The following is a 21,909-nucleotide window of genomic DNA, read 5'->3' as shown; positions in this document are numbered from 1 at the left end:
CACCGACGCTCCGCGTCGATTTCCTCCTCCGCCTTGCGATGCACGGCACCAGACCCCGCTCACTGATCCGGCCTGATCGACCGGACAGGACCTAGCCCAGCTCGTGCATCCAGCCGTGGGGGTCCTCGGCGACGCCCGTCTGGATGTCCAGCAGTGTCTTGCGCAGCTCCATCGTGACCTTGCCCGGCTCGCCGTCCGCCTGGGTCCATTCGGCGCCTGCGGACTTGACCTGGCCGATCGGCGTGATGACCGCGGCCGTGCCACAGGCGAAGACCTCGTGCAGCGTGCCGTTCTCGGTGTCGCGCTTCCAGTCGTCGATGGAGACCCGGCCCTCCTCGGCCTCGTAGCCGAGGTCGCGGGCGAGCTTGAGCAGCGAGTCACGGGTGATGCCCGCGAGGAGCGAGCCGGTGAGCTCGGGCGTGATGATCTTGTTTCCGTACACGAAGTACAGGTTCATGCCGCCCAGTTCCTCGACCCACTTGTGCTCCACGGCGTCGAGGTACGCGACCTGCTCGCAGCCCTTCGCAGCGGCCTCGGCCTGGGCGAGGAGGGACGCGGCGTAGTTGCCGCCGGTCTTGGCGAAGCCGATGCCGCCGGGGACGGCGCGGACGTAGTCCTCGGAGAGCCAGATGGAGACGGGCTTGACGCCACCGGGGAAGTACGGCCCGGCGGGGGACGCGATGACGATGAAGAGGTACTCGTTGGCCGGCTTCACGCCGAGACCGACCTCGGTCGCGATCATGAAGGGCCGCAGATAGAGCGAGGCCTCGCCGCCGTGCGCCGGGACCCATGCCTTGTCCTGCTGAACGAGCGCGTCACAGGCCGCGATGAACGTCTCGACCGGCAGCTCGGGCATCGCCAGGCGCCGGGCCGAGATCTGGAAGCGCTTGGCGTTGGCGTCGGGCCGGAAGGTGGCGACCGAGCCGTCGGGCCTGCGGTAGGCCTTCAGCCCCTCGAAGATCTCCTGCGCGTAGTGCAGCGTCATGTTGGCCGGGTCGATGGACAGCGGCGCGTACGGAGTGAGCTGGGCGTCGTGCCAGCCGCGCCCCTCCGTCCACTTGATCGTCACCATGTGATCGGTGAAGTGGCGGCCGAATCCGGGGTTGGCCAGGATCGCCTCGCGCTCCGCGTCGGACAGCGGGTTCGAGGAGGGCTTGAGCTCGATCGTGGTCGTCGTCATGTCTGCGTTGTCCTTCACCGTTTGTATGTGACGGACCGCTTTCACGCCTCTACCAGGACGTCCGAGCTTCCCCGCATGATGCGGCCCCACGTCCGATTATCGCAGCGCGTGGGGGCCGGAGCAGAACAGCGTGAGTTGCGGCCCATGGCTTGATGGTGGCACCCGGGGCCGCACAGGAGAAGCCGCCGGGCGCTGATGCGACCCGGCGGCTTCGAGGTTTCGAGGTTCGAGGTTTCGAGAGTCGACGGGTCAGCCCGCTACTCGTACGGCGAGCGCGTCGCCGATCTCGTCCGTGGTACGGGCGGTGCCGTCCCGCTCCGCCAGGTCGGCGGCGACGGCTTCCTCGATGCGTCCGGCCTCGGTCTCGTGGCCGAGGTGACGCAGGAGGAGGGCGACGGACAGGATCGTGGCCGTCGGATCGGCCTTGCCCTGGCCCGCGATGTCGGGCGCGGAGCCGTGGACGGGCTCGAACATGGACGGGAAGTCGCCCGTCGGGTTGATGTTGCCGGATGCGGCCAGGCCGATGCCACCGGTCACGGCAGCGGCGAGGTCGGTGAGGATGTCACCGAAGAGGTTGTCGGTGACGATGACGTCGAAGCGCTCCGGCTGCGTGACGAAGAAGATCGTCGCGGCGTCGACGTGCAGATAGTCGGTGGTGACCTCGGGGTACTCCCGGCCGACCCTGTCGAAGATGTTCTTCCACATGTGGCCCGCGTAGACGAGGACGTTGTTCTTGTGAACCAGCGTCAGCTTCTTGCGGGGGCGGGCCTTGGCCCGCTCGTACGCGTCACGGACGACACGCTCGACGCCGTACGCCGTGTTGACGCTGACCTCGGTGGCGACTTCGGCGGGCGTACCGGTGCGCAGCGAGCCGCCGTTGCCCGTGTACGGGCCCTCGGTGCCCTCGCGGACGACGACGAAGTCGATGTCGGGGCGGCCGGCGAGCGGGGTCGCGGTGTTGGGGAAGAGCTTCGACGGGCGCAGGTTCACGTAGTGGTCGAAGGCGAAGCGGAGCTTGAGCAGCAGCCCGCGCTCGAGGACGCCGGACGGCACGGACGGGTCGCCGATCGCGCCGAGCAGGATCGCGTCGTGGTTCTTGAGGGAGTCGAGCTCCGCGTCCGGAAGGGTCTCTCCGGTGCGGTGCCAGCGCTTGGCGCCGAGGTCGTACTCCTTGGTCTCCAGCTTCACATCCCCAGGAAGGACGGCCGAGAGGACCTTGAGGCCCTGGGCCACGACCTCCTGGCCGATGCCGTCACCGGGGATCACTGCGAGATCGATGCTGCGAGACATACCGGCACCGTACTCCGCGTCCCAGCGCCTGACATTCGCTGTCCATCATGCGGACGCGATTCTCACCCGCGAGGATGCCCTCCACCGCCGGGGACGCCCTCGGTTTCGTTGAATTCCGTTCATCCGGAGTCTGGCGAGGGGTCGTAAGTTACTGGCAAGTTGCCCCGCATGACCGATGACACCCCACGGGTCGGGATCCCCGACCAATTCGCGCGTGGCATGAGCATGCCCGAGCAGCACGAGTATCTGCGCGCCCGGCATGCCCGCCCCAAGGTCTCCCGGCGCGGTGCGCTGACCGGCGGTCTCGCGGGCGGTCTGGTGGCCGCCGGCAGCGGGCTGCTGGCCGGGCGGGCGACCGCCGCCGAGGCCTCCCCCACGCTGGTGGCGACGCCCGCCACGGCACAGGTCGACGGCTCGCTCGTCGCCCCGTTCGGCCGCCATCTGGCCTTCGGCGCCGACCCCAGGACGCAGATGCGGGTCTCCTGGCAGGTGCCGCTCGCCGTGCAGCGTCCGTATCTGCGGGTCGGGCTGAAGCCGTGGGACCTGAGCCTGAAGATCGAGGCCGAGGTGCGTCCGCTGCACACGCCCTCGCTCTCGAGCACGCTGCCCGCGGTCGACCAGTACTACCTGCACGTCGGGCTCGACGGACTGAAGCCGGGCACGACGTACTACTACGGCGTCGGCCACGACGGCTTCGACCCGGCGGACGCCTCCCGGATGTCGACGATCGGGTCGTTCCGTACGGCCCCGGCGGCGCCCGAGAGGTTCGTCTTCACAGCCTTCGGCGACCAGGGCGTGAGCTATGACGCCCTCGCCAACGACCAGTTGATCCTCGGTCAGAACCCCGCATTCCATCTGCACGCGGGCGACATCTGCTACGCCGACAGCAGCGGGCAGGGCAAGGAGTCCGACACGTACGACGCACGCGTGTGGGACCAGTTCCTGGCGCAGACGGAGAGTGTCGCCTCGCGCGTGCCGTGGATGGTCACCACGGGCAACCACGACATGGAGGCCTGGTACTCGCCGAACGGCTACGGCGGCCAGTCCGCGCGCTGGTCACTGCCCACGAACGGCCCGGACGCCAGGAACGCCCCGGGGATCTACTCGTTCGTGTACGGCAACGTGGGTGTCGTCGCGCTGGACGCGAACGACGTCTCGTACGAGATTCCCGCCAACAAGGGCTACACGGGCGGTACGCAGACGGCGTGGCTGGACAAGCGGCTGGGCGAGCTGCGCGCCCGCCCGGAGATCGACTTCGTGGTGGTTTTCTTCCACCACTGCATGTACTCCACGTCCACGCACGCCTCGGACGGCGGTCCGCGGGACGCGTGGCTGCCGCTCTTCACCAAGCACCAGGTGGACCTGGTGATCAACGGCCACAACCACGTCTACGAGCGCACGGACGCCATCAAGGGCGGCGAGGTCGGCAAGCCCGTACCCATCGGGGCGACGACCGACCCGACCCTGGACGGCATCGTGTACGTCACGGCGGGCGGCGCGGGCGCGGACCTGTACGGCTTCGGGCTCGGGGTGGAGGACAGCTACGAGGGAAACGTCCATGATCACGACCACATCGTGACGTTCCACTGGACGAAGCTGCGGCTGCCGGACCCGGACACGGTCGAGTGGTCGCGCGTCCGGTACACCGGCTTCTCCTTCCTCGCGGTGGAGGCGGAGACGGGTGCGAGCGCGAAGCTGAAGGTCTCCGCGCTCGCCGAGAGCGGCGAGCGCATCGACTATTTCGAGGTCAGGCGCGGTCAGTGACCGGTTCGGCCGCGGCCGGCCCGGTCAGTGGCCGACTCAATCAGTGACCGGTTTCGCCGCCGTTGTCCCTGCGGTCGAGGGCTCGCTGCAGGGCAGCGGCGGCGTTCGCGGCAGCGCTCTTGCGGTCGGACTCGCTCGTGCGGGGCGTGTGGCGGACGCGGCGGCGGAGGGTCGTCTCGGACATGGTGATCGACTCCTTGAGATCAAAACGATCGAAGGCGCCGGAAGGGGCGGGGAGCAACGGGCCGCAGGGGTTGCCTGCACGGGGCACCGGCTCATGACCGCCATTCGCTGGATCGAGCGAGACGTTCGGCTCCTACAAAGCTAAGGGAGCCGGGCCGCTCTGTCTCCACAATTAGTCGGACTTCCTACTATCTGAGACGCGATCTTGAAGAACTGCTGGTGAGAGCGCTCTGAGCTCGCGGATCAGCGCGCGTACGGCGACCGTCCCTGCCTGCTCGGGCGTGGTGACGTATCCGACGGAACGCGTCGGACGCTCCGGTCCGAGATCAGTGATCTCGACGGTGTCCGGCGCTCCGATCAGGGACAGCTGGGGCATGACGGCCATTCCGAAACCACTGCTCACGAGCGAGAGCACCGCTCCGTCGTCCTCGGTGCGGACCGTGGCCGGCGGCAGCCACTCCTGCCGCTGCCACCAATCGCGGGTGTACGAGGTGCAGTTCTCCGTCCAGTCGACCAGCGGCAGCGAGCGCGGCGTCGCGTGCCCTGCCGGGTGCACCAGCGCGTAGGTCTCCTCCACCAGCACTCCCCCGACCAGCTCGGGCGGTACGGGAGATGTCGTACCGATCGTCGCGATGGCCAGATCCGCCCGCCCGTCCATCACCTCGCCGGCGGTGCCGCGCCCCACTTCCCTGACGATCCGTACCTCCGGCACGATCTCCGGGTGCCGCGTGGCGAGCCTCTCCAGGGCGGTCGGCAGCAGATGCAGCGCCGCACTGCGGAAGGCCGCGATCCGCAGCGGGCCCGCGATCGCGGCCGAGTCCGTCGCCGCGCCGCGTACTTCGGCCCGCATCACTTCGAGCAGCCGCAGAACGCGCCGGGCGTGGGCGACGGCCCGGGTGCCGGCGGCGGTGGGGGTGGCGCCCCTGCGGCCCCGGTCGAAGAGGACGGCCCCGAGCTTGCGCTCGCTGCCCCGCACCGAGTGCGAGACGGCGGACTGGGTCATGCCGAGGGCGGCGGCAGCGGCGGAGAAGCCGCGCTCGCGCTCGACCGCGACGAGGATGCGGAGTTCGCCGATCTCGAGGTCCGGCATCGCGGGCATGGGGCTCTCACCTCGTTGTATGAGGGGTGTTCATGGACAGGGCCGTTCCATGGGCGCAACCCACTGCCCGGCTGCGGCATTCCTCCGTACGTTCCTGCACATGACGACGCAGACCTCCCTCACCGTGCAGCAGACCGCCCGGCCCGACGGCTTCCCGGCCGCCGACCAGTTCGCCTTCGTCGAGGGTCCGGTTCCGGAGCCCCGGCCGGGCACCGCCCTGGTCGAGAACCTGCTCTGGTCCGTGGACCCCTACCACCGCGGGGCAATGGACAGCGACGAGCTGTGGACCCTCAACTCCCCCATGGAGGGCCGCTCCATCGGCCGCGTCGTCGACTCGCGCGACCCCGCGCTCAAGGAGGGTGACCTCGTCTTCCACCGGCACGGCTGGCGTACGCATGCGCTGGTGACACCCGGCGAGTACGGGACGCGGAAGATCCGTACGTACGAAGGCGTCCCGCTCTCGGCCCACTTGAGCATCCTCGGCGGCACCGGTCTGACCGCCTACGTGGCCCTCACCCGCACGCTGCGGCTCGCGCCGGGCGAGGACCTCTTCGTCTCCTCGGCCGCGGGCGGCGTGGGCACGGCGGCGGGACGCATCGCCCGGCTGCTCGGCGCGGGCCGCGTCGTCGGCAGCGCGGGCTCCGCCGCGAAGGTCGCGTATCTGACCGGGCAGGTCGGATACGACGCGGCCTTCGACTATCACGACGGTCCGGTCGAGGAGCTGCTGGCGAAGGCAGCGCCCGACGGCATCGACGCGTATGTCGACAACGTGGGCGGGGACCACCTGCAGGGCGCGATCGCGTCGCTGCGCGACTTCGGGCGGATCGCCTGGGTAGGTGCCGTGGCCCAGTACAACAGCAACGAGCCGCCGGCCGCGCCACGCAATCTCTTCGAGATCAACCACAAGAGCCTGCGCCTGGAGGGCGTGCTGGTGCGTCACCACGCGGACCTGCAGGAGGAGTTCGAGGACTTCCTCGTACCGCATCTGCAGAGCGGGCGGACCGGGCAGGACGTGACGGTGGTGGAGGGCTTCGAGCGGATCGTCGAGGCGTTCCTGGGGATGCTGCGCGGCGAGAACACGGGGAAGATGCTGGTGGCGCGATCGAACTAGCTACGTCGCAGGGGCGTCATCGGTGTCCTGCTGTGCAGCGCGGCCGGCGTAGGGCGCCAGGCGGGACCTGGCCAAGGGCTGCGAGGGGGAGAGGGCTCCAAGGGACAGGCTGCGAAGGACAAGGCCCGCTCAGAGCACGTCGCCGTCGCGCCAGTCGAAGAGCAGCGCCGAGGCAGCCGGATCGGGAAGCGACCGGCCTGCCGCCGGGCGGAGGTACGTGGAGTCCTCCTCGTCCGGGAGGTGCACCACGCCGTCGGTGCTCAGAGCCTCGACACGGCCCCGCCACAACTGCCAGCCACGTGCGCGGTACAACTGCGCACCGTCGTCCGACGCGGACAGGGCGCCGAGGTCGTAGGCTCCGTCGATCACCGTCTCCAGCGCCGCCATCACCCGGCCGCCCAGGCCCTGACGACGGCGGTCGGCGCGGACCGCGACCCCCTCGACGTAACCGACGCGGTACGAGCGGCCGGCGTGCAGCACCCTGCGCATGATCACGCTGCCGTGGGCGGCGAGGCCGTCGCGGTCGCCGACGAAGGCGTGGATGCCGCCGAGGCCGTGGTTCCAGTCCTCGTCGCTGAAGTCGCCTTCGAAGGCGGTGTCGAGCAGGGCCCGGATCCCCTCCAGAGCGGTCTCCGACAGCTGGTAGGTGTGCGCCGTGCGCAGGGGTTCCGTGAAGGGCTCGGTCAAGGACTCCGTCATGCGCTCCGTCATGTGCGCCACTCTCGCAGGCCCCGCACCCGGACCGGATCCCGGTTGGCGCACCATGTCGGAAAACCGTCCCCCGGGAGGGGAGTTGGCATTGCGAAAGGCCCAGCGGATGCCACTTTGCCGGTGCTCGCGGCCCGGAGCGCGTACGACGAGATCCTCTCGGACGGGCCACTTCGCCCTGGAGGCGCACGCACCCCGGATCGCTTCACTGCTCGAGAGCTACCGAGCCGGAGGCCGGTGCAGCCGCCGTCAGTACACGTTGACGCCGTACGCCGCCAGCGCCTCGCGCACCGGCTGGTGGATCGCGGAGCCGTTCGTCCCCGTGCAGCCGGAGCTGCCGGAGTGGATGCCGAGGGCGACCGAGCCGGCGAAGTGGGCGCCGCCGCTGTCGCCTCCGGCGGAACACCACGTTGAATGCGGGTCCCGAATCCGGGTCCCGGGTCCCCTCCGTCCGGAACACAGCGGTGCCCCCGGCCGGTGTGGCCGGGGGCACCGCTGACGCAGAGGCGACGCCCTCAGGACGTGGCTTTCTCCAGCTCACGGGCGACCCGCCCCACCCAGTCCGTGAACTCGTCCCGGTGGTGCGACTCACCCCCGCACAACGCCGCGACCTGCGGATCCGTGATTCTGTTCGGTCCGGTCATGGTCAGCAGACGGTGCATCTCCTTCATCACGGAGGCCATCCGCTGGGCATCGAGATGATCGATCGCGTCGACCCCGTGGCCGGCGCCGAGAGTCGTGGAACCTGGCATGTCGTCCCTCCTGATCGCCTCGCCGACCCCCTCCCAGCAGCGTAAGCCCGCCGAATGTGAGCCGCCCCCGGCCGGTCTGGGGTAACCGGCGGGGGGCGGGGTTCACAGGGGGCCGCTCAGGCTCAGCCCATGTGCGGGTAGCCGTAGTCGGTCGGCGGGACCAGGGTTTCCTTGATCGCGCGGGTCAGCGTCCAGCGCATCAGGTTCTGCGGGGCGCCGGCCTTGTCGTTCGTGCCGGACGCGCGGCCGCCACCGAAGGGCTGCTGGCCGACGACGGCGCCGGTCGACTTGTCGTTGATGTAGAAGTTGCCCGCGGCGTACCGCAGCTTCTCCATCGTGTACGCGGTCGCCGCGCGGTCACCGGAGATGACCGAGCCGGTCAGCGCGTACGCCGACACCGACTCCATCTGCGCCAGCATGGCCTCGTACTGGTCGTCCTCGTACACGTGCACCGCGAGGATCGGGCCGAAGTACTCGGTCGTGAAGACCTCGTTCTCGGGGTCGGTGCACTCGATGACCGTCGGGCGGACGAAGTAGCCGACCGAGTCGTCGTACGTACCGCCGGCGACGATCGTGCAGCTCGGGTCCTCCTTCGCACGGTCGATCGCGGCCTTGTTCTTGGCGAAGGCGCGCTCGTCGATGACGGCGCCGATGAAGTTCGTCAGGTCGGTGACGTCACCCATCTTGATGCCGTCGACCTCGGCCGCGAACTCCTCCTTGAAGCCCGAGTTCCAGATGGAGGCCGGGACGTACGCGCGCGAGGACGCGGAGCACTTCTGGCCCTGGAACTCGAAGGAGCCACGGGTCAGCGCGGTCTTCAGGACGGCGCGGTCGGCGCTCGGGTGGGCGACGACGAAGTCCTTGCCGCCCGTCTCACCGACGATGCGCGGGTAGGAGCGGTAGTTGTCGATGTTGTTGCCGACCGTCTTCCACAGGTGCTGGAAGGTCTTGGTCGAGCCGGTGAAGTGGATACCGGCAAGCATCGGGTGGTTCAGGGCGACCTCGGAGACGGCGATGCCGTCACCCGTGACCAGGTTGATGACGCCCTTGGGCAGGCCCGCCTCCTCCAGGAGCTGCATCAGCAGAACGGCGGAGTGGGTCTGCGTCGGGGACGGCTTCCAGATCACCACGTTGCCCATGAGGGCGGGGGCGGTGGGCAGGTTGCCCGCGATGGCCGTGAAGTTGAACGGCGTGATCGCGTAGACGAAGCCTTCCAGCGGGCGGTGGTCGAGGCGGTTCCACACACCCGGGGAGTTGGCCGGCGGCTGCTCGGCCAGGATCTGGCGGGCGTAGGCGACGTTGAAGCGCCAGAAGTCGACGAGCTCGCACGGGGTGTCGATCTCGGCCTGCTGCGCGGTCTTCGACTGGCCCAGCATGGTGGAGGCGGCCAGCGTCTCGCGCCAGGGACCGGCCAGCAGCTCGGCTGCGCGCAGGATGATCGCGGCGCGGTCGTCGAACGACATCGCGCGCCACGCCGGGGCGGCGGCGAGGGCGGCGTCGATCGCGTCCTGCGCGTCCTGCTGCGTGGCGCCGGCGAAGGTGCCGATCACGGCCTGGTGGTTGTGCGGCTGCACGACGTTCACGCGCTCGCCGCCGCCCATGCGCTTCACACCGTTGATGGTCATCGGCAGGTCGATGGGGTTCTCGGCCAGCTCCTTGAGCTTGGCCTCGAGGCGGGCACGCTCGGGCGAACCGGGAGCGTAGCCCTGCACCGGCTCGTTGACCGGGGCGGGGACCTGGGTCACAGCGTCCATGAGTTCCTTGATCCTTTGTGAGGGGTGGGAGGGCTCAGTCCTGGGGCCCTGGGGGTCAGTTCTTGGTGATCATCGACCGGACGAAGAACAGCAGGTTGGCCGGCTTCTCGGCGAGGCGGCGCATGAAGTAGCCGTACCAGTCGGTGCCGTACGCCGTGTAGACGCGCATCCGGTGGCCCTCGGCCGCCAGCCGGAGGTGCTCGTCGCTGCGGATGCCGTACAGCATCTGGAACTCGTACTCATCCAGTTTGCGCCCGGCCCGGCGCGCGAGCTCCTGTGCGACGGCGATGAGTCGCGGGTCGTGGGACCCGATCATCGGGTAGCCCTCGCCCTCCATCAGGATCTTGAGGATGCGGACGTACGCCTTGTCGATCTCGCCCTTGTCCTGGTACGCGACGGAGGCGGGCTCCTTGTACGCGCCCTTCACGATGCGGACGCGGCTGCCGTTGGCGGCGAGGCGGCGGGCGTCGTCCTCGGTGCGGAACAGATACGCCTGGATCACGCAGCCGGTCTGCGGGAAGTCCTTCCGGAGCTCCTCGTGGATGGCGAACATCGAGTCGAGCGTGGTGTGGTCCTCCGCGTCCAGGGTGACCGTGGTGCCGATCGCGGCAGCGGCTTCGACGACGGGGCGGACGTTCGCGAGCGCCAGCTCGTGGCCGCCCTCGAGGGACTGGCCGAACATCGACAGCTTCACCGACATCTCGGCCTTCGTGCCCAGGCGGAGGTCCTTGAGGCGGTCGATCAGCTCCAGGTAGGCGTCCCGTGCGGCGGTGGCCTGCTCGCGGGTGGTGATGTCCTCGCCCACGACGTCCAGGGTGACCTCGAGGCCGTTGGCGGTCAGGTCCGCGACGATCGGGACGACCTGGTCGACGGTCTCACCGGGGATGAAGCGGTTGACCACCGGCTTGGTCACGGGGGCGGCGGACACAAGACGGCGCATCTTGTCGCTGCGCGACGCGGCGAGGATCACGGGACCCAGCACGGGGCACCTCCTAAGGGGAGACGGACGGGGCCGGGCCAGGTCGAAGCAGAACAAAGCGCAACAGATCCGGTACGGCACGGAGAACCACCGTGAAACCTAAATATCGCTCCGATGCTCGGCCATCGACAGCTGTCACGCATCCGGGCCCAGCTCTTCAGACATCTGTCTGAAGAGGCGCCCGACCGGTGCGAGAATGTCCGGGTGAAGGGCGATTACCAGGAACTGGTGGACGAGATCTCGGGGCTGCTGGGCGCCCCGGCGACCCTCGAGAACCGGGACTTCGAACTCATCGCCTTCGGCGCGCACGACAGTGACGACGACAGCGCCATGGACCCCGTCCGTACGCGCTCGATCCTGACCAGGAAGTCCACTCCTGCGGTGCGCGCCTGGTTCGAGGGCTTCGGCATCGCCCGCGCGACCGGTCCCGTACGGATCCCGGCCGCCCCGGAGGCCGGGGTCTTCCGCGACCGGATCTGCCTGCCGGTCCGCCATCGCGGGATCGTCCTCGGATACGTATGGCTCCTCGACGCGGAGCCCGGACCCACGCACGCCCAGCTGGCCGCGGCCATGGAGGTGGCCGAGCGGATCGGTGGTCTTCTCGCGGACGAGGAGCGGGCCGGCACCGATCTGTCGCGGGAGTTCCGCGCCGTGCTCACGGCCGAGCGTGGCTGGCAGTACGACATGGCGGTCGCCGCCCTCCAGTCGGCCCTGGGTCCAACCGCGGACGGCCTGCACGGGGTGGTGTGCGTCGCTCCGTGGCCGTCGGGGGACGCGCCTTCGGTGCGTACGGTCCCGGGGGCGTCGGCGCTGTGCACGGTGCAGTGGGTGGCCGCGGTCCTGGCGCCGGGGCCAGGGCAGGGGCCGAACGGGCCGGGGACCGGCGCCGGGGCGGCTCAGCCGGTTCGCGACAGCGGCGGTCATGCGCTGGCCGCGCTGGTGCGGCTGCGGGCCGCCGACGTACTCGCGCCCGCCGTCACCGCGGCGCACCGGCTGAACGGCACCGCCGGCAGCGGCGCCGTCGCGGGCATCGCCCTCCCCCGCCGGGGCATCGGCGACCTCAGCACCTCCTGGCGCGAGGCCGCATCCGCGGCGCGCGCGGCCATCGCCCAGCCGCGCCTGGGCCCGGTGGCCGACTGGGCCTCGATCGGCCCGTACCGGCTGCTGACCGCGCTCCCGCAGGCTCCCTCCCCCGACCCCGCGATCGGCCCGCTGCTCGCCCAGGCACATGCCGAACTGGCCCGTACGGCCGAGGTGTTCCTGGACTGCGCGGGCCAGGCCGGCCGCGCGGCCTCGACCCTCGGCATCCACCGGCAGACGCTCTACTACCGCCTTTCGCGTGTCGAGCAGCTGACGGGACTCGACCTGGACGAGGGCGAGGACCGACTGCTCCTCCACATGGCCCTCAAGGCCGCACGGCTCTAGGCCCTGCGGATCACCGCGCTGCGGACCGCCTTGTCCTGGATGCCGCCGGCGTTCGGGCTCAAAGTGATCATCGAGACGTTGGCGACGCAGAGCACGGGAATGCCGACGATCACGAGGTTGGTGAGGTGGCGAATCACCGCCGCGCCGTACCCGAGGCGTCCTCCGTCACCGAGGCGCACCACCTCCAGGCCCAGCACTCGCTTGCCCACCGTGCCTCCCCAGCGGGAGACACTCAGCGGGGAGTAGAGGAGGAGGAACGCGAACACCCACGCCGCGGCGGCTGTGCGCCAGATCATGCGTGCGTCGCTGTCGGGAACGTCAAGGCCTCCGAGTATCCGGTCGAGCCCGACGAGCGGTACGAGGATCACCAGGACGGCGATGGGGAGATCGACGGCGACAGCGGCGCAGCGCCGCATGAGGCTCGCCGGGGATCCGGGGCCGGCGGCCGAGGCGTGTCCCACCGAGGGGAGGGGGGCGAGGTCATTGCCGGAGGACAGTGGGCCGAGTGTCATCGTGCACTTGCTTTCGATCATGACGGAGGGTGCGGGCGTACGGGTCGGTCGGCGCGCTGCCCGTGTTCTCGGTTCGCGCGGGCCCGACCGCCTCACCCCACTCTTCGGTCAGCGCCAGGAACGCCTGGTGCAGCAGGGTGTCCTTGGAGCGTAGTGGTAGCCGATGGAGGCCAGATCGGTGCCGGACGCGGCAACGATGTCGCGTGCGGCCGTCCGGCCGTAGCCCTTCTCCAGCAGGCAGCGCTTGGCGCCCTCGAGCAGATCTTCGCGGTGCCCCATGAAAGCAGCGCACCCGGCCGTTGGACGCTTGTGTAAGACGAGCGTCCAACGACCGGGTGCGTGGATCATGCGTGGATCATGCGTGGATCAAAGGTCGCGGAGGACCGGGCAGATCAGCCGAACCGGTCGGGCCCGGCAGCTCAGCCGAAGCCGTCGGACCCGGCAGCTCAGTCGACCAGGTTCACCGAACGGGCCGACGTCGCGCCGATCTCCTCGGCGATCTCGTTCAGCACGGACTGCGGCACGGTGTCGTCGACAGTCAGCACGACCAGCGCCTCGCCGCCCTCCTCCTGCCGCGCGACCTGCATCCCCGCGATGTTCAGCCCGGCCTCGCCGAGAATCCGGCCGACCGTGCCGACGACACCCGGACGGTCCTCGTAGCGCGCCACCACCATGTGGTCGGCCAGCGCCAGATCGATGTCGTAGTCACCGACGGCGACGATCTTCTGGAGGTGCTTGGGGCCGGCCAGCGTGCCGGAGACCGCGACCTCCTCCCCGCCCGAGAGCGTGCCGCGCACGGTCACCACATTGCGGTGGTCCGGGGACTCCGAGCTGGTGGTGAGGCGGACCTCGACGCCGCGCTCCTGGGCGAACAGCGGGGCGTTCACATACGACACGGTCTCGTCGATCACGTCCTCGAACACGCCCTTCAGCGCGGACAGTTCGAGCACCTTCACATCGTGCTGCGTGATCTCGCCGTACACCTCGACATCGAGACGGACCGCGACCTCGCCCGCCAGCGCGGTGAAGATCCGGCCGAGCTTCTCGGCGAGCGGCAGACCCGGTCGGACGTCCTCGGCGATCACACCGCCCTGGACGTTGACCGCGTCCGGCACCAGCTCACCGGCGAGCGCGAGACGCACGGACTTGGCGACCGAGATACCGGCCTTCTCCTGCGCCTCGTCCGTGGACGCGCCGAGGTGCGGGGTGCAGACGACCTGGTCGAACTGGAACAGCGGGGAGTCCGTGCACGGCTCCTTCGCATACACATCGAGGCCCGCGCCCGCGACCCGGCCCTCCTTGAGCGCCGAGTACAGCGCCTCCTCGTCGACGATCCCGCCGCGCGCGGCGTTGACGATGCGGACGGTCGGCTTGACCTTGTGCAGCGCCTCGTCGCCGATCAGACCGAGCGTCTCGGGGGTCTTGGGGAGGTGGACGGTGATGAAGTCCGAGACCTCGAGGAGCTCGTCGAGGGTGAGCAGCTTGACGCCCATCTGCGCGGCGCGCGCGGGCTGTACGTAGGGGTCGTACGCGACGATCTTCATGCCGAAGGCGGACATCCGCTGGGCGACCAGCACACCGATGCGGCCGAGTCCGACGACGCCGAGGATCTTCTCGCTGAGCTCCACGCCCGTGTACTTCGAGCGCTTCCACTCGCCGTTCTTCAGGGCGGTGTTGGCCTGCGGGATGTTGCGCGCGGTGGCGACGATCAGACCGCAGGCGAGCTCGGCGGCGGTCACGATGTTGGACGTCGGGGCGTTGACGACCATCACGCCGGCCTTGGTCGCGGCGGAGACGTCCACGTTGTCCAGACCGACACCGGCGCGGGCGACGACCTTCAGCCTGCTCGCGACGGCGATGGCCTCGGCGTCGACCTTGGTCGCGGAGCGGACGAGGATCGCGTCCACGTCGGCGACGGCAGGAATCAGCTCGGCGCGGTCCGCGCCGTTGCAGTGCCGGATCTCGAAGTCCGGACCGAGCGCGTCCACCGTCGCGGGCGACAGCTCTTCGGCAATGAGTACAACGGGTTTACGGGTCGCAGTGCTCACGTGAGTCCTCACTGGTCCAATGCGGACGGCCGTCCCGACGGCCGCTGGCGGTGGAGGGGGCTAGCCGCGTGGAAGACGCACGACGCTGTGGGCCTGACCTGACGCGTATGTGTTGACCACTCTAGTGGTGTCGGACGGCTGGTTTTCCGCCTTGACGGAAGGATCACCCGTCCGGGGTTGGACCGGTTGTCCAACGGAAAGCGGCGGGCCTCGGAAGGCCCGCCGCACAGAGGCCTACGCCTCCTCGTTGTCGACCCAGCTCATGAGCTTGCGCAGCTCCTTGCCGGTGGTCTCCAGCAGGTGGTTCTCGTCCTGCTTCTTGTACTCGTCGTACTTCTTCAGACCGCCGTGGTACTCGTCCATCCAGTTCTTGGCGAACGTGCCGTCCTGGATCTCGGCGAGGACCTTCTTCATCTCGGCCTTGGTCTGGTCCGTGATGATGCGCGGCCCGGTGACGTAGTCGCCCCACTCGGCGGTCTCGGAGACCGACCAGCGCATCTTCTCCAGGCCGCCCTCGTACATGAGGTCCACGATCAGCTTCAGCTCGTGGAGGCACTCGAAGTACGCGATCTCCGGCTGGTAGCCGGCCTCGACCAGGGTCTCGAAGCCCGCCTTGACGAGCGCCGAGGCACCGCCGCAGAGGACGGCCTGCTCGCCGAAGAGGTCGGTCTCGGTCTCCTCGGTGAAGGTCGTCTTGATGACACCGGCGCGCGTGCCGCCGATGGCCTTGGCGTAGGACAGGGCCAGGGCGAAGGCGTTGCCGGTCGCGTCCTGCTCGACAGCGGCGATCGCGGGGACGCCGCGGCCCTCCTCGTACTGGCGGCGGACCAGGTGACCCGGGCCCTTCGGGGCGACCAGGGCGACGTCCACACCGGCCGGGGGCTTGATGAAGCCGAAGCGGATGTTGAAGCCGTGGGCGAAGAACAGCGCGTCGCCGTCCTTCAGGTTGTTCTTGATGGACTCCTCGTACACCTGGGCCTGGATCGGGTCCGGGATGAGGATCATGATGACGTCGGCCTCGGCGGCGGCCTCCGACGGCGTCACCACGCGCAGGCCCTGCTCCTCGGCCTTGGCCTTGGACTTGGACCCCTCGTGCAGACCGACGCGGACGTCCACACCGGAGTCACGGAGCGACAGCGCGTGGGCGTGGCCCTGGCTGCCGTAACCGATGACCGCGACCTTGCGGCCCTGGATGATGGACAGGTCGGCGTCGTCGTCGTAGAACAGCTCGGCCACTGGGTTTCTCCTTGGGTGTACTGGTGTTGCGTCCCACCGTACGGCGGGGAGGGACGAGGGGGATCGAGGGTCTCGGTATCCGGGCGGCGTGCCGCTATGCGCTGCGGTCGAGGGCCCGGAGGCTGCGGTCCGTGATGGACCGCGCGCCACGCCCTATGGCGATCGTGCCGGACTGGACCAGCTCCTTGATGCCGAACTGCTCCAGCATCTTCAGCATGGCGTCGAGCTTGTCACTCGATCCGGTGGCCTCGATGGTGACGGCCTCGGGCGAGACGTCCACGGTCTTGGCGCGGAAGAGCTGGACGATCTCGACGATCTGGGAACGGGTCTCGTTGTCGGCGCGGACCTTCACGAGGACGAGCTCGCGCTGGATCGCGGCGCTGGGCTCCAGCTCGACGATCTTCAGCACGTTGACCAGCTTGTTGAGCTGCTTGGTCACCTGCTCGAGCGGCAGGTCCTCGACATTGACCACGATCGTGATGCGGGAGATGTCGGGGTGCTCGGTGACGCCCACGGCGAGCGAGTCGATGTTGAAGCCACGGCGGGAGAACAGGGCGGCGATCCTGGCCAGGATGCCCGGGGTGTTCTCCACCAGGACGGAGAGCGTGTGCTTGGACATGGTCGTGGTGTCTCTCTCTGCTCGCTCAGTCGTCTTCGTTGTCGCCGAAGTCGGGGCGGACGCCGCGCGCGGCCATGACCTCGTCGTTGGAGGTGCCGGCGGCGACCATCGGCCACACCATGGCGTCCTCGTGGACGATGAAGTCGATCACGACGGGGCGGTCGTTGATCGCGTTGGCCTCGGCGATGACCTTGTCCAGATCGGCCGGGTCCTCGCAGCGCAGGGCGACACAGCCCATGGCCTCGGACAGCTTGACGAAGTCCGGGACGCGGGTGCCCTTGCGGGGCGCCTGGCTCGCGCCGACCTGGGAGCCTGCGGTGTGGTGGCCGGTGTCGTCGGCGTGCAGGACGGTGCTCGAGTACCGCTCGTTGTAGAACAGGGTCTGCCACTGGCGGACCATGCCCAGCGCTCCGTTGTTGATGATCGCGACCTTGATCGGGATGTCGTTCAGGGCGCAGGTGACCAGTTCCTGGTTGGTCATCTGGAAGCAGCCGTCGCCGTCGATCGCCCAGACGGTGCGGTCGGGCATGCCGGCCTTGGCGCCCATGGCGGCCGGGACGGCGTAGCCCATGGTCCCGGCGCCGCCGGAGTTCAGCCAGGTGGCCGGCTTCTCGTAGTCGATGAAGTGGGCGGCCCACATCTGGTGCTGGCCGACACCGGCCGCATAGATGGTGCCCTCCGGGGCGAGCTGGCCGATGCGCTGGATGACCTGCTGCGGGGCGAGGCTGCCGTCCTCCGGCGTCTCGTAGCCGAGCGGGTAGGTCTCGCGCCAGCGGTTGAGATCGCTCCACCAGGCGGTGTAGTCGCCGGTGTTGCCCTCGTTGTGCTCGGCCTGGACGGCCTGGACCAGGTCGGCGATCACCTCGCGGGCGTCACCGACGATCGGGACGTCCGCGGCCCGGTTCTTGCCGATCTCGGCCGGGTCGATGTCGGCGTGGACGATCTTGGCGTACGGGGCGAAGCTGTCCAGCTTTCCGGTGACGCGGTCGTCGAAGCGGGCGCCGAGGGCGACGATCAGGTCGGCCTTCTGCAGCGCGGTGACGGCGGTGACCGAACCGTGCATGCCCGGCATTCCCACGTGCAGCGGGTGGCTGTCGGGGAACGCGCCCAGCGCCATCAGGGTGGTGGTGACGGGGGCGTTGGTGAGCTCCGCGAGGACCTTCAGCTCGGCGGTGGCACCGGCCTTGAGGACGCCGCCGCCGACGTACAGGACGGGGCGCTTGGCCTGCGTGATCAGTTTCGCCGCCTCGCGGATCTGCTTGGCGTGCGGCTTGGTGACCGGCCGGTAGCCGGGAAGGTCGGTCTGCGGCGGCCAGCGGAAGGTGGTCTGCGCCTGCAGGGCGTCCTTGGCGATGTCGACGAGGACCGGTCCCGGACGGCCGGTGGAGGCGATGTGGAAGGCCTCGGCGATCGTCCTCGGGATGTCCTCGGCCTTGGTGACCAGGAAGTTGTGCTTGGTGATCGGCATGGTGATGCCGCAGATGTCCGCCTCCTGGAAGGCGTCCGTGCCGATGGCCCTGCTGGCCACCTGGCCGGTGATCGCGACCAGCGGGACGGAGTCCATGTGGGCGTCGGCGATCGGCGTGACCAGGTTGGTGGCGCCCGGTCCTGAAGTGGCCATGCACACGCCGACCTTGCCGGTGGCCTGCGCGTAGCCGGTGGCGGCGTGGCCCGCGCCCTGCTCATGGCGGACCAGGATGTGGCGGACCTTGGTCGAGTCCATCAGCGGGTCGTACGCGGGGAGGATGGCACCGCCGGGGATGCCGAACACGGTCTCGGCCCCGACCTCCTCGAGAGAGCGGATGAGGGACTGCGCGCCCGTGACGTGCTCAACGGTGGCGGAGGTCTGTCCGCCGGTGCGGGCCCGCGGCTGCGGATGGTGGGCCCCGGTGGCCTGCTCGGTCATCGGCATTCTCTTCTCGAAGCTGAGGGTTTGTGCGGGTCTCGAAGCTGGGGTTCGTGCGGGGTTTTCGGCGGGGGTTCTGGCGGGATTCCTGCGGGATTCCTGCGGGATTCCTGCGGGATTCCTGCGGGGTTTTGCGTGGGTTTGGGAAGATCCAGTGCAACAAAAAACCCCTCGTGCCGTGAGGCAAGCGAGGGGAGCGCGCCGGTGCGGTCTGCAGAGCCCGTGCAGGGCCCTGCTTCAGCCGACGCGCTTTCCAAGTACGAGAATTCGGGTGCGCATGGCATTGACCCTCCCCCCGGCGCACTACCACTGTCAAGTGGGTGGGACGGGCGTCTCATTATTTGAGCGCATTGGCGGACGTCCGACGAGCTCGGGACCGGTGGGGGCGGAACGGCGTGCGGGCAGGGAGCCCCCGGTGAGGACCGGCAGGGCCGCTCCCCCGGGCACCGGATACTCACCGCGCACCAGGGCTCGGCGCAGCCGGTGCTCGTCCAGTGGTCCGGAGAATGCCGTTCCCTGGCCATGGCTGCACCCCATGGCCCGCAGGGCCAGCACCTGCTCCGGCACGTCCACGCCGTCCGCCACGGACTGCATGCCGAGATCGCAGGCGATCCTCAGCAGACCCGCGGTGATCTTGTGCAGCCTGGCGGATTCCACGACGCCCTCGATCAGGCCCCGGTCGAGTTTCAGTACGTCGACGGGGAGCCGGCGCAGCGCGGTGATCGCGGCATAACCGCTGCCGAAGCCGTCCAGGGCGATCCGTACGCCGAGTCTGCGCAGGGCGACGAGGCGCTGCTCCAGCTCGTCGAAGGAGATGCGGGGGTCGCTCTCGGCGAGCTCGATCACCAGGGCGCCCGAGGGCAGCCCGTGGCGGGTGAGCAGGGCCTCGATCGAGCCGAGGGGCAAGGACCGGTCCAGCAGCCTGCGGGCGGAGAGCCGGATGGAGACCGGGACCTCGTGGCCGAGGCGGCTGCGCTCGGCGGCCTGCTCGACGGCCTCCTCCAGCAGCCAGCGGCCGAGCTCGGCGGTGCGGTCGCTGTCCTCGGCGACCCGGAGGAACTCGGCAGGCGTGAAGAGGATGCCCTGAGCCGATTTCCAGCGGGCCTGGGCCGCGACGGAGGTGATCCGGCCGGTGGCCAGGTTCACGACCGGCTGGTGGAGCAGGGCGAACTCACCGTCGTGGAGTGCTGCACGCAGCCGCGTGGCCAGCTCCGTGCGGCGCACGACCTCGGCCTGCATCTGTGGCGCGTACAGCTCGACGCGGTCCTTGCCGCCCGCCTTGGCCCGGTACATGGCCAGGTCAGCGTTGCGCAGGAGATCGCCCGCGCTGATGCCGGGCTCGGCGAAGGCGACGCCGATGGACGCGGCGACGCGCACTTCGTTGCCCTCCACCCGATACGGCTGCGACAGCATGAGGCGCAGCCGGTCGGCGATCTCGTGCACCTGGTACTCGCGGCCGGACTGGTCCCGGCTGCCGTCGCCGAGGATGAGGGCGGCGAACTCGTCGCCGCCGAGCCGGGCCGCGGTATCACCCGCCCGCACGGACTCCTGGAGGCGGCGGGCGGCCTGGATCAGCAGCTCGTCGCCGGCCTGGTGGCCGAGGCGGTCGTTCACCCCCTTGAAGCCGTCCAGGTCGATGAAGAGCACGGCCGTACCGGCGTCACCGGCGCGGCGGCCGCTGAGGGCCTGGCGGACCCGCTCGGTGAACAGCGCGCGGTTGGGCAGGTCGGTGAGCGGATCGTGCTCGGCGTTGTGCTGCAACTGGGCCTGGAGGCGCACGCGTTCGGTGACGTCCCGGCTGTTGAAGATCAGACCGCCCTGATGGCGGTTGACCGTGGACTCGACGTTCAGCCACTGGCCGGTGCCGGACCTGAAGCGGCATTCGATACGGGTCGTGGGCTCCTCCGAAGGAGGAGCGGCCAGAAACCGGCGCACTTCGTGCACGACGCGCCCGATGTCCTCGGGGTGGATGAGCGAGGCCAGCTCGGAGCCGATGAGCTCGTCCGCGTCCCGTCCGTACACCCCGGCGGCGGCGGGGCTGACGTAGCGGAGTATGCCGGTGGGTGCCGCGATCATGATGACGTCGCTGGAGCCCTGTACGAGGGAGCGGAAGTGGTTCTCCTTCTGCGCCAGTTCATGGGTGAGGGAGATGTTGTCGAGCAGCATGATGCCCTGCCGGACGACCAGGGCGAGCACGACCGTGCAGCCGGTGAAGACCACCACCCGGTCGACCCTGCGGCCCTCGATGACGTTGTAAAGGATCCCGAGCGTGCAGACCGCGGCCGCCAGATACGGGGTGAGAGCGGCGAGCGAGCCCGCGACGGGGCGGCTGAACGCCGTATGGCTCGGGGGGCGCGGGCCGCGCGGCAGCGCGGTGCTCGTCTCCGGTCGGCGCGCTCCCCAGGGTGCGTACGCAAGGAGGAGCGAGCCGGCGAACCAGCCGGCGTCGAGCAGCTGACCCGAGCGGTAGTGCTCCCGCAGCAGCGGTGAGGTGAACAGTGCGTCGCAGAGAACGGTCAGTGCGAGGGCCGCGATGGCGGTGTTGATCGCCGACCGGTTGGCGGTCGACCGCCTGAAGTGCAGCGCGAGCACCATGCTCACGAGCACGATGTCCAGCAGTGGATAGGCGAGCGAGAGCGCCGCTTCGGCCACGCTCTCTCCCTGGGAGTGCGCCGTGTGGGCGAGCGCGAGGCTCCAGGAGAGGGTCAGCAGCGAGCCGCCGATCAGCCACGAGTCGAGCACGAGGCAGACCCAGCCGGCCCGGGTGACAGGCCGCTTGGCCAGGACGAGCAGCCCGACGATGGCCGGTGGCGCGAAGCACAGGAAGAACAGATCGGCGAGGGACGGGCTCGGCACCGCCCGCCCGAGGACGACCTCGTACCAGCCCCAGACCCCGTTTCCGCACGCGGCCATGGCGGAGGAGACCGAGAACAGTATCCAGGCGGGCCGAAACCGGCTGTGCCGCGAGCGGGCGAAGAGGAAGCACGAGACGGAGGCGAGAAGGGCGGCGAAGCTGAGCCCGAAATCACCCATGATCAGTGCCAGTTGCTCGGATCCCCAGCCGACGGCGGCGCCTGCGGCGTAGCCCCCGCTGGCGACGGCGAGCAGGATCTGGGGCAGCAGGCCCGCACCGCCCTCGGAGACCGGCGGCCGGGTGAGAAGGGCCCCCGGGGCACTCACCGCGCCGCCCCTGACAGCGCTTTCAGCCTGCTTCGCTCGCGAAGGCGGCGCTTCGGGGCGCTCCTGAGGGCGCGCTTCGGCGCGCGCAGGACTGGTCGGCGGCACCTTCGCCGCGTCGGATGGTTGGTCCATTGGCCGTGCATCGCCCGTCGCCCCCCTCGAA

17 protein-coding genes and 2 pseudogenes are annotated in these 21,909 nt (G+C 69.7%); 3 read left to right on the top strand and 16 right to left on the bottom strand.

The annotated features are described in order from the left end of the window. Positions 1-91 precede the first annotated feature (91 nt). On the bottom strand, positions 92-1,180 hold the full coding sequence (locus ACWCXB_RS02635; RefSeq protein WP_450718172.1) for a branched-chain amino acid aminotransferase: 1,089 nt from the start codon (positions 1,178-1,180) through the stop codon (positions 92-94). 249 nt (positions 1,181-1,429) lie between these two features. Next, positions 1,430-2,470, bottom strand: coding sequence for a 3-isopropylmalate dehydrogenase (locus tag ACWCXB_RS02630; RefSeq protein ID WP_450718170.1), 1,041 nt, complete (start codon positions 2,468-2,470; stop codon positions 1,430-1,432). Positions 2,471-2,638: 168 nt separating this feature from the next. On the opposite strand from ACWCXB_RS02630, the gene ACWCXB_RS02625 reads away from it, so the two are divergent. Beyond that, positions 2,639-4,234, top strand: a complete 1,596-nt coding sequence (locus ACWCXB_RS02625; protein ID WP_450718168.1) for a purple acid phosphatase family protein — start codon at positions 2,639-2,641, stop codon at positions 4,232-4,234. A gap of 40 nt (positions 4,235-4,274) precedes the next feature. Here the strand turns inward: ACWCXB_RS02625 and ACWCXB_RS02620 are convergent, their stop codons facing one another. Together ACWCXB_RS02620 and ACWCXB_RS02615 are read right to left on the bottom strand one after the other, a co-directional pair. Further along, on the bottom strand, positions 4,275-4,418 hold the full coding sequence (locus ACWCXB_RS02620) for a hypothetical protein (RefSeq protein ID WP_450718166.1): 144 nt from the start codon (positions 4,416-4,418) through the stop codon (positions 4,275-4,277). Positions 4,419-4,589: 171 nt separating this feature from the next. Beyond that, the gene (locus ACWCXB_RS02615) at positions 4,590-5,507 is read right to left on the bottom strand and encodes a LysR family transcriptional regulator (RefSeq protein WP_450718208.1); all 918 of its coding nucleotides are present in this window, start codon (positions 5,505-5,507) and stop codon (positions 4,590-4,592) included. Positions 5,508-5,616: 109 nt separating this feature from the next. Here ACWCXB_RS02615 and ACWCXB_RS02610 point away from each other — a divergent pair, with 109 nt between their 5' ends. After that, on the top strand, positions 5,617-6,627 hold the full coding sequence (locus ACWCXB_RS02610; RefSeq protein ID WP_450718164.1) for an NADP-dependent oxidoreductase: 1,011 nt from the start codon (positions 5,617-5,619) through the stop codon (positions 6,625-6,627). A 129-nt stretch (positions 6,628-6,756) separates the two neighbouring features. On the opposite strand, the gene ACWCXB_RS02605 is transcribed toward ACWCXB_RS02610, so the two are convergent. The 5 genes and pseudogenes from ACWCXB_RS02605 to ACWCXB_RS02585 all read right to left on the bottom strand — a co-directional run bounded on the left by ACWCXB_RS02605 (position 6,757) and on the right by ACWCXB_RS02585 (position 10,823). Continuing rightward, positions 6,757-7,338 carry a GNAT family N-acetyltransferase gene (locus tag ACWCXB_RS02605; RefSeq protein ID WP_450718162.1) on the bottom strand — a complete coding sequence of 194 codons (582 nt, stop codon included), beginning with the start codon at positions 7,336-7,338 and terminating at the stop codon, positions 6,757-6,759. Positions 7,339-7,584: 246 nt separating this feature from the next. Continuing rightward, positions 7,585-7,749: pseudogene (locus ACWCXB_RS02600) on the bottom strand (trypsin-like serine protease); the annotation flags it as partial. Positions 7,750-7,850: 101 nt separating this feature from the next. Beyond that, positions 7,851-8,087 (bottom strand): hypothetical protein, encoded by a 237-nt coding sequence (locus ACWCXB_RS02595; protein ID WP_450718160.1) that lies wholly within the window; start codon positions 8,085-8,087, stop codon positions 7,851-7,853. Positions 8,088-8,209: 122 nt separating this feature from the next. After that, entirely contained in the window at positions 8,210-9,841 is a 1,632-nt protein-coding gene (gene pruA, locus ACWCXB_RS02590; RefSeq protein WP_450718158.1) for an L-glutamate gamma-semialdehyde dehydrogenase, read from the bottom strand. A gap of 55 nt (positions 9,842-9,896) precedes the next feature. Next, complete coding sequence (locus ACWCXB_RS02585; protein WP_450718156.1) at positions 9,897-10,823, bottom strand: proline dehydrogenase family protein; 927 nt, start codon at positions 10,821-10,823, stop codon at positions 9,897-9,899. Between the two features lie 201 nt (positions 10,824-11,024). On the opposite strand from ACWCXB_RS02585, the gene ACWCXB_RS02580 reads away from it, so the two are divergent. Continuing rightward, a complete protein-coding gene (locus ACWCXB_RS02580; RefSeq protein ID WP_450718154.1) occupies positions 11,025-12,245 on the top strand; it encodes a PucR family transcriptional regulator in 1,221 nt (406 codons plus the stop codon). Here the strand turns inward: ACWCXB_RS02580 and ACWCXB_RS02575 are convergent. The 7 genes and pseudogenes from ACWCXB_RS02575 to ACWCXB_RS02545 form a co-directional block, all read right to left on the bottom strand. After that, entirely contained in the window at positions 12,242-12,778 is a 537-nt protein-coding gene (locus tag ACWCXB_RS02575) for an RDD family protein (protein WP_450718152.1), read from the bottom strand. The genes ACWCXB_RS02580 and ACWCXB_RS02575 overlap by 4 nt on opposite strands. Positions 12,779-12,797: 19 nt before the next feature. Continuing rightward, positions 12,798-13,036, bottom strand: a pseudogene (locus ACWCXB_RS02570) (TetR/AcrR family transcriptional regulator); the annotation flags it as partial. A 167-nt stretch (positions 13,037-13,203) separates the two neighbouring features. Beyond that, positions 13,204-14,805, bottom strand: coding sequence for a phosphoglycerate dehydrogenase (gene serA / locus ACWCXB_RS02565; protein WP_450718150.1), 1,602 nt, complete (start codon positions 14,803-14,805; stop codon positions 13,204-13,206). 234 nt (positions 14,806-15,039) lie between these two features. Further along, a complete protein-coding gene (gene ilvC / locus ACWCXB_RS02560) occupies positions 15,040-16,041 on the bottom strand; it encodes a ketol-acid reductoisomerase (RefSeq protein WP_450718148.1) in 1,002 nt (333 codons plus the stop codon). Positions 16,042-16,135: 94 nt separating this feature from the next. Beyond that, on the bottom strand, positions 16,136-16,660 hold the full coding sequence (gene ilvN / locus ACWCXB_RS02555) for an acetolactate synthase small subunit (RefSeq protein ID WP_019889675.1): 525 nt from the start codon (positions 16,658-16,660) through the stop codon (positions 16,136-16,138). A 25-nt stretch (positions 16,661-16,685) separates the two neighbouring features. Further along, positions 16,686-18,572 carry an acetolactate synthase large subunit gene (locus tag ACWCXB_RS02550; protein ID WP_450718146.1) on the bottom strand — a complete coding sequence of 629 codons (1,887 nt, stop codon included), beginning with the start codon at positions 18,570-18,572 and terminating at the stop codon, positions 16,686-16,688. Between the two features lie 306 nt (positions 18,573-18,878). Continuing rightward, positions 18,879-21,746 carry a putative bifunctional diguanylate cyclase/phosphodiesterase gene (locus ACWCXB_RS02545; protein WP_450718144.1) on the bottom strand — a complete coding sequence of 956 codons (2,868 nt, stop codon included), beginning with the start codon at positions 21,744-21,746 and terminating at the stop codon, positions 18,879-18,881. Between the last annotated feature and the right edge of the window lie 163 nt (positions 21,747-21,909).

Source organism: Streptomyces sp. NPDC001514 (genome assembly GCF_053597075.1).
Note: the sequence above shows the minus strand (reverse complement) of the source record. Positions and strands in the feature narration are given on the sequence as shown.

What these genes read in the sequence shown, in the direction of transcription:
- ACWCXB_RS02595 (WP_450718160.1), bottom strand. Translation starts at nt 8,087, where the DNA reads ATGCCAGGTTCCACGACTCTCGGCGCCGGCCACGGGGTCGACGCGATC.
- pruA (WP_450718158.1), bottom strand. Translation starts at nt 9,841, where the DNA reads ATGGACGCTGTGACCCAGGTCCCCGCCCCGGTCAACGAGCCGGTGCAG.
- ACWCXB_RS02605 (WP_450718162.1), bottom strand. Translation starts at nt 7,338, where the DNA reads ATGACGGAGCGCATGACGGAGTCCTTGACCGAGCCCTTCACGGAACCC.
- ACWCXB_RS02575 (WP_450718152.1), bottom strand. Translation starts at nt 12,778, where the DNA reads ATGATCGAAAGCAAGTGCACGATGACACTCGGCCCACTGTCCTCCGGC.
- ACWCXB_RS02610 (WP_450718164.1), top strand. Translation starts at nt 5,617, where the DNA reads ATGACGACGCAGACCTCCCTCACCGTGCAGCAGACCGCCCGGCCCGAC.
- ACWCXB_RS02620 (WP_450718166.1), bottom strand. Translation starts at nt 4,418, where the DNA reads ATGTCCGAGACGACCCTCCGCCGCCGCGTCCGCCACACGCCCCGCACG.
- ilvN (WP_019889675.1), bottom strand. Translation starts at nt 16,660, where the DNA reads ATGTCCAAGCACACGCTCTCCGTCCTGGTGGAGAACACCCCGGGCATC.
- ACWCXB_RS02635 (WP_450718172.1), bottom strand. Translation starts at nt 1,180, where the DNA reads ATGACGACGACCACGATCGAGCTCAAGCCCTCCTCGAACCCGCTGTCC.
- ACWCXB_RS02550 (WP_450718146.1), bottom strand. Translation starts at nt 18,572, where the DNA reads ATGCCGATGACCGAGCAGGCCACCGGGGCCCACCATCCGCAGCCGCGG.
- ACWCXB_RS02630 (WP_450718170.1), bottom strand. Translation starts at nt 2,470, where the DNA reads ATGTCTCGCAGCATCGATCTCGCAGTGATCCCCGGTGACGGCATCGGC.
- ACWCXB_RS02625 (WP_450718168.1), top strand. Translation starts at nt 2,639, where the DNA reads ATGACCGATGACACCCCACGGGTCGGGATCCCCGACCAATTCGCGCGT.
- ACWCXB_RS02615 (WP_450718208.1), bottom strand. Translation starts at nt 5,507, where the DNA reads ATGCCGGACCTCGAGATCGGCGAACTCCGCATCCTCGTCGCGGTCGAG.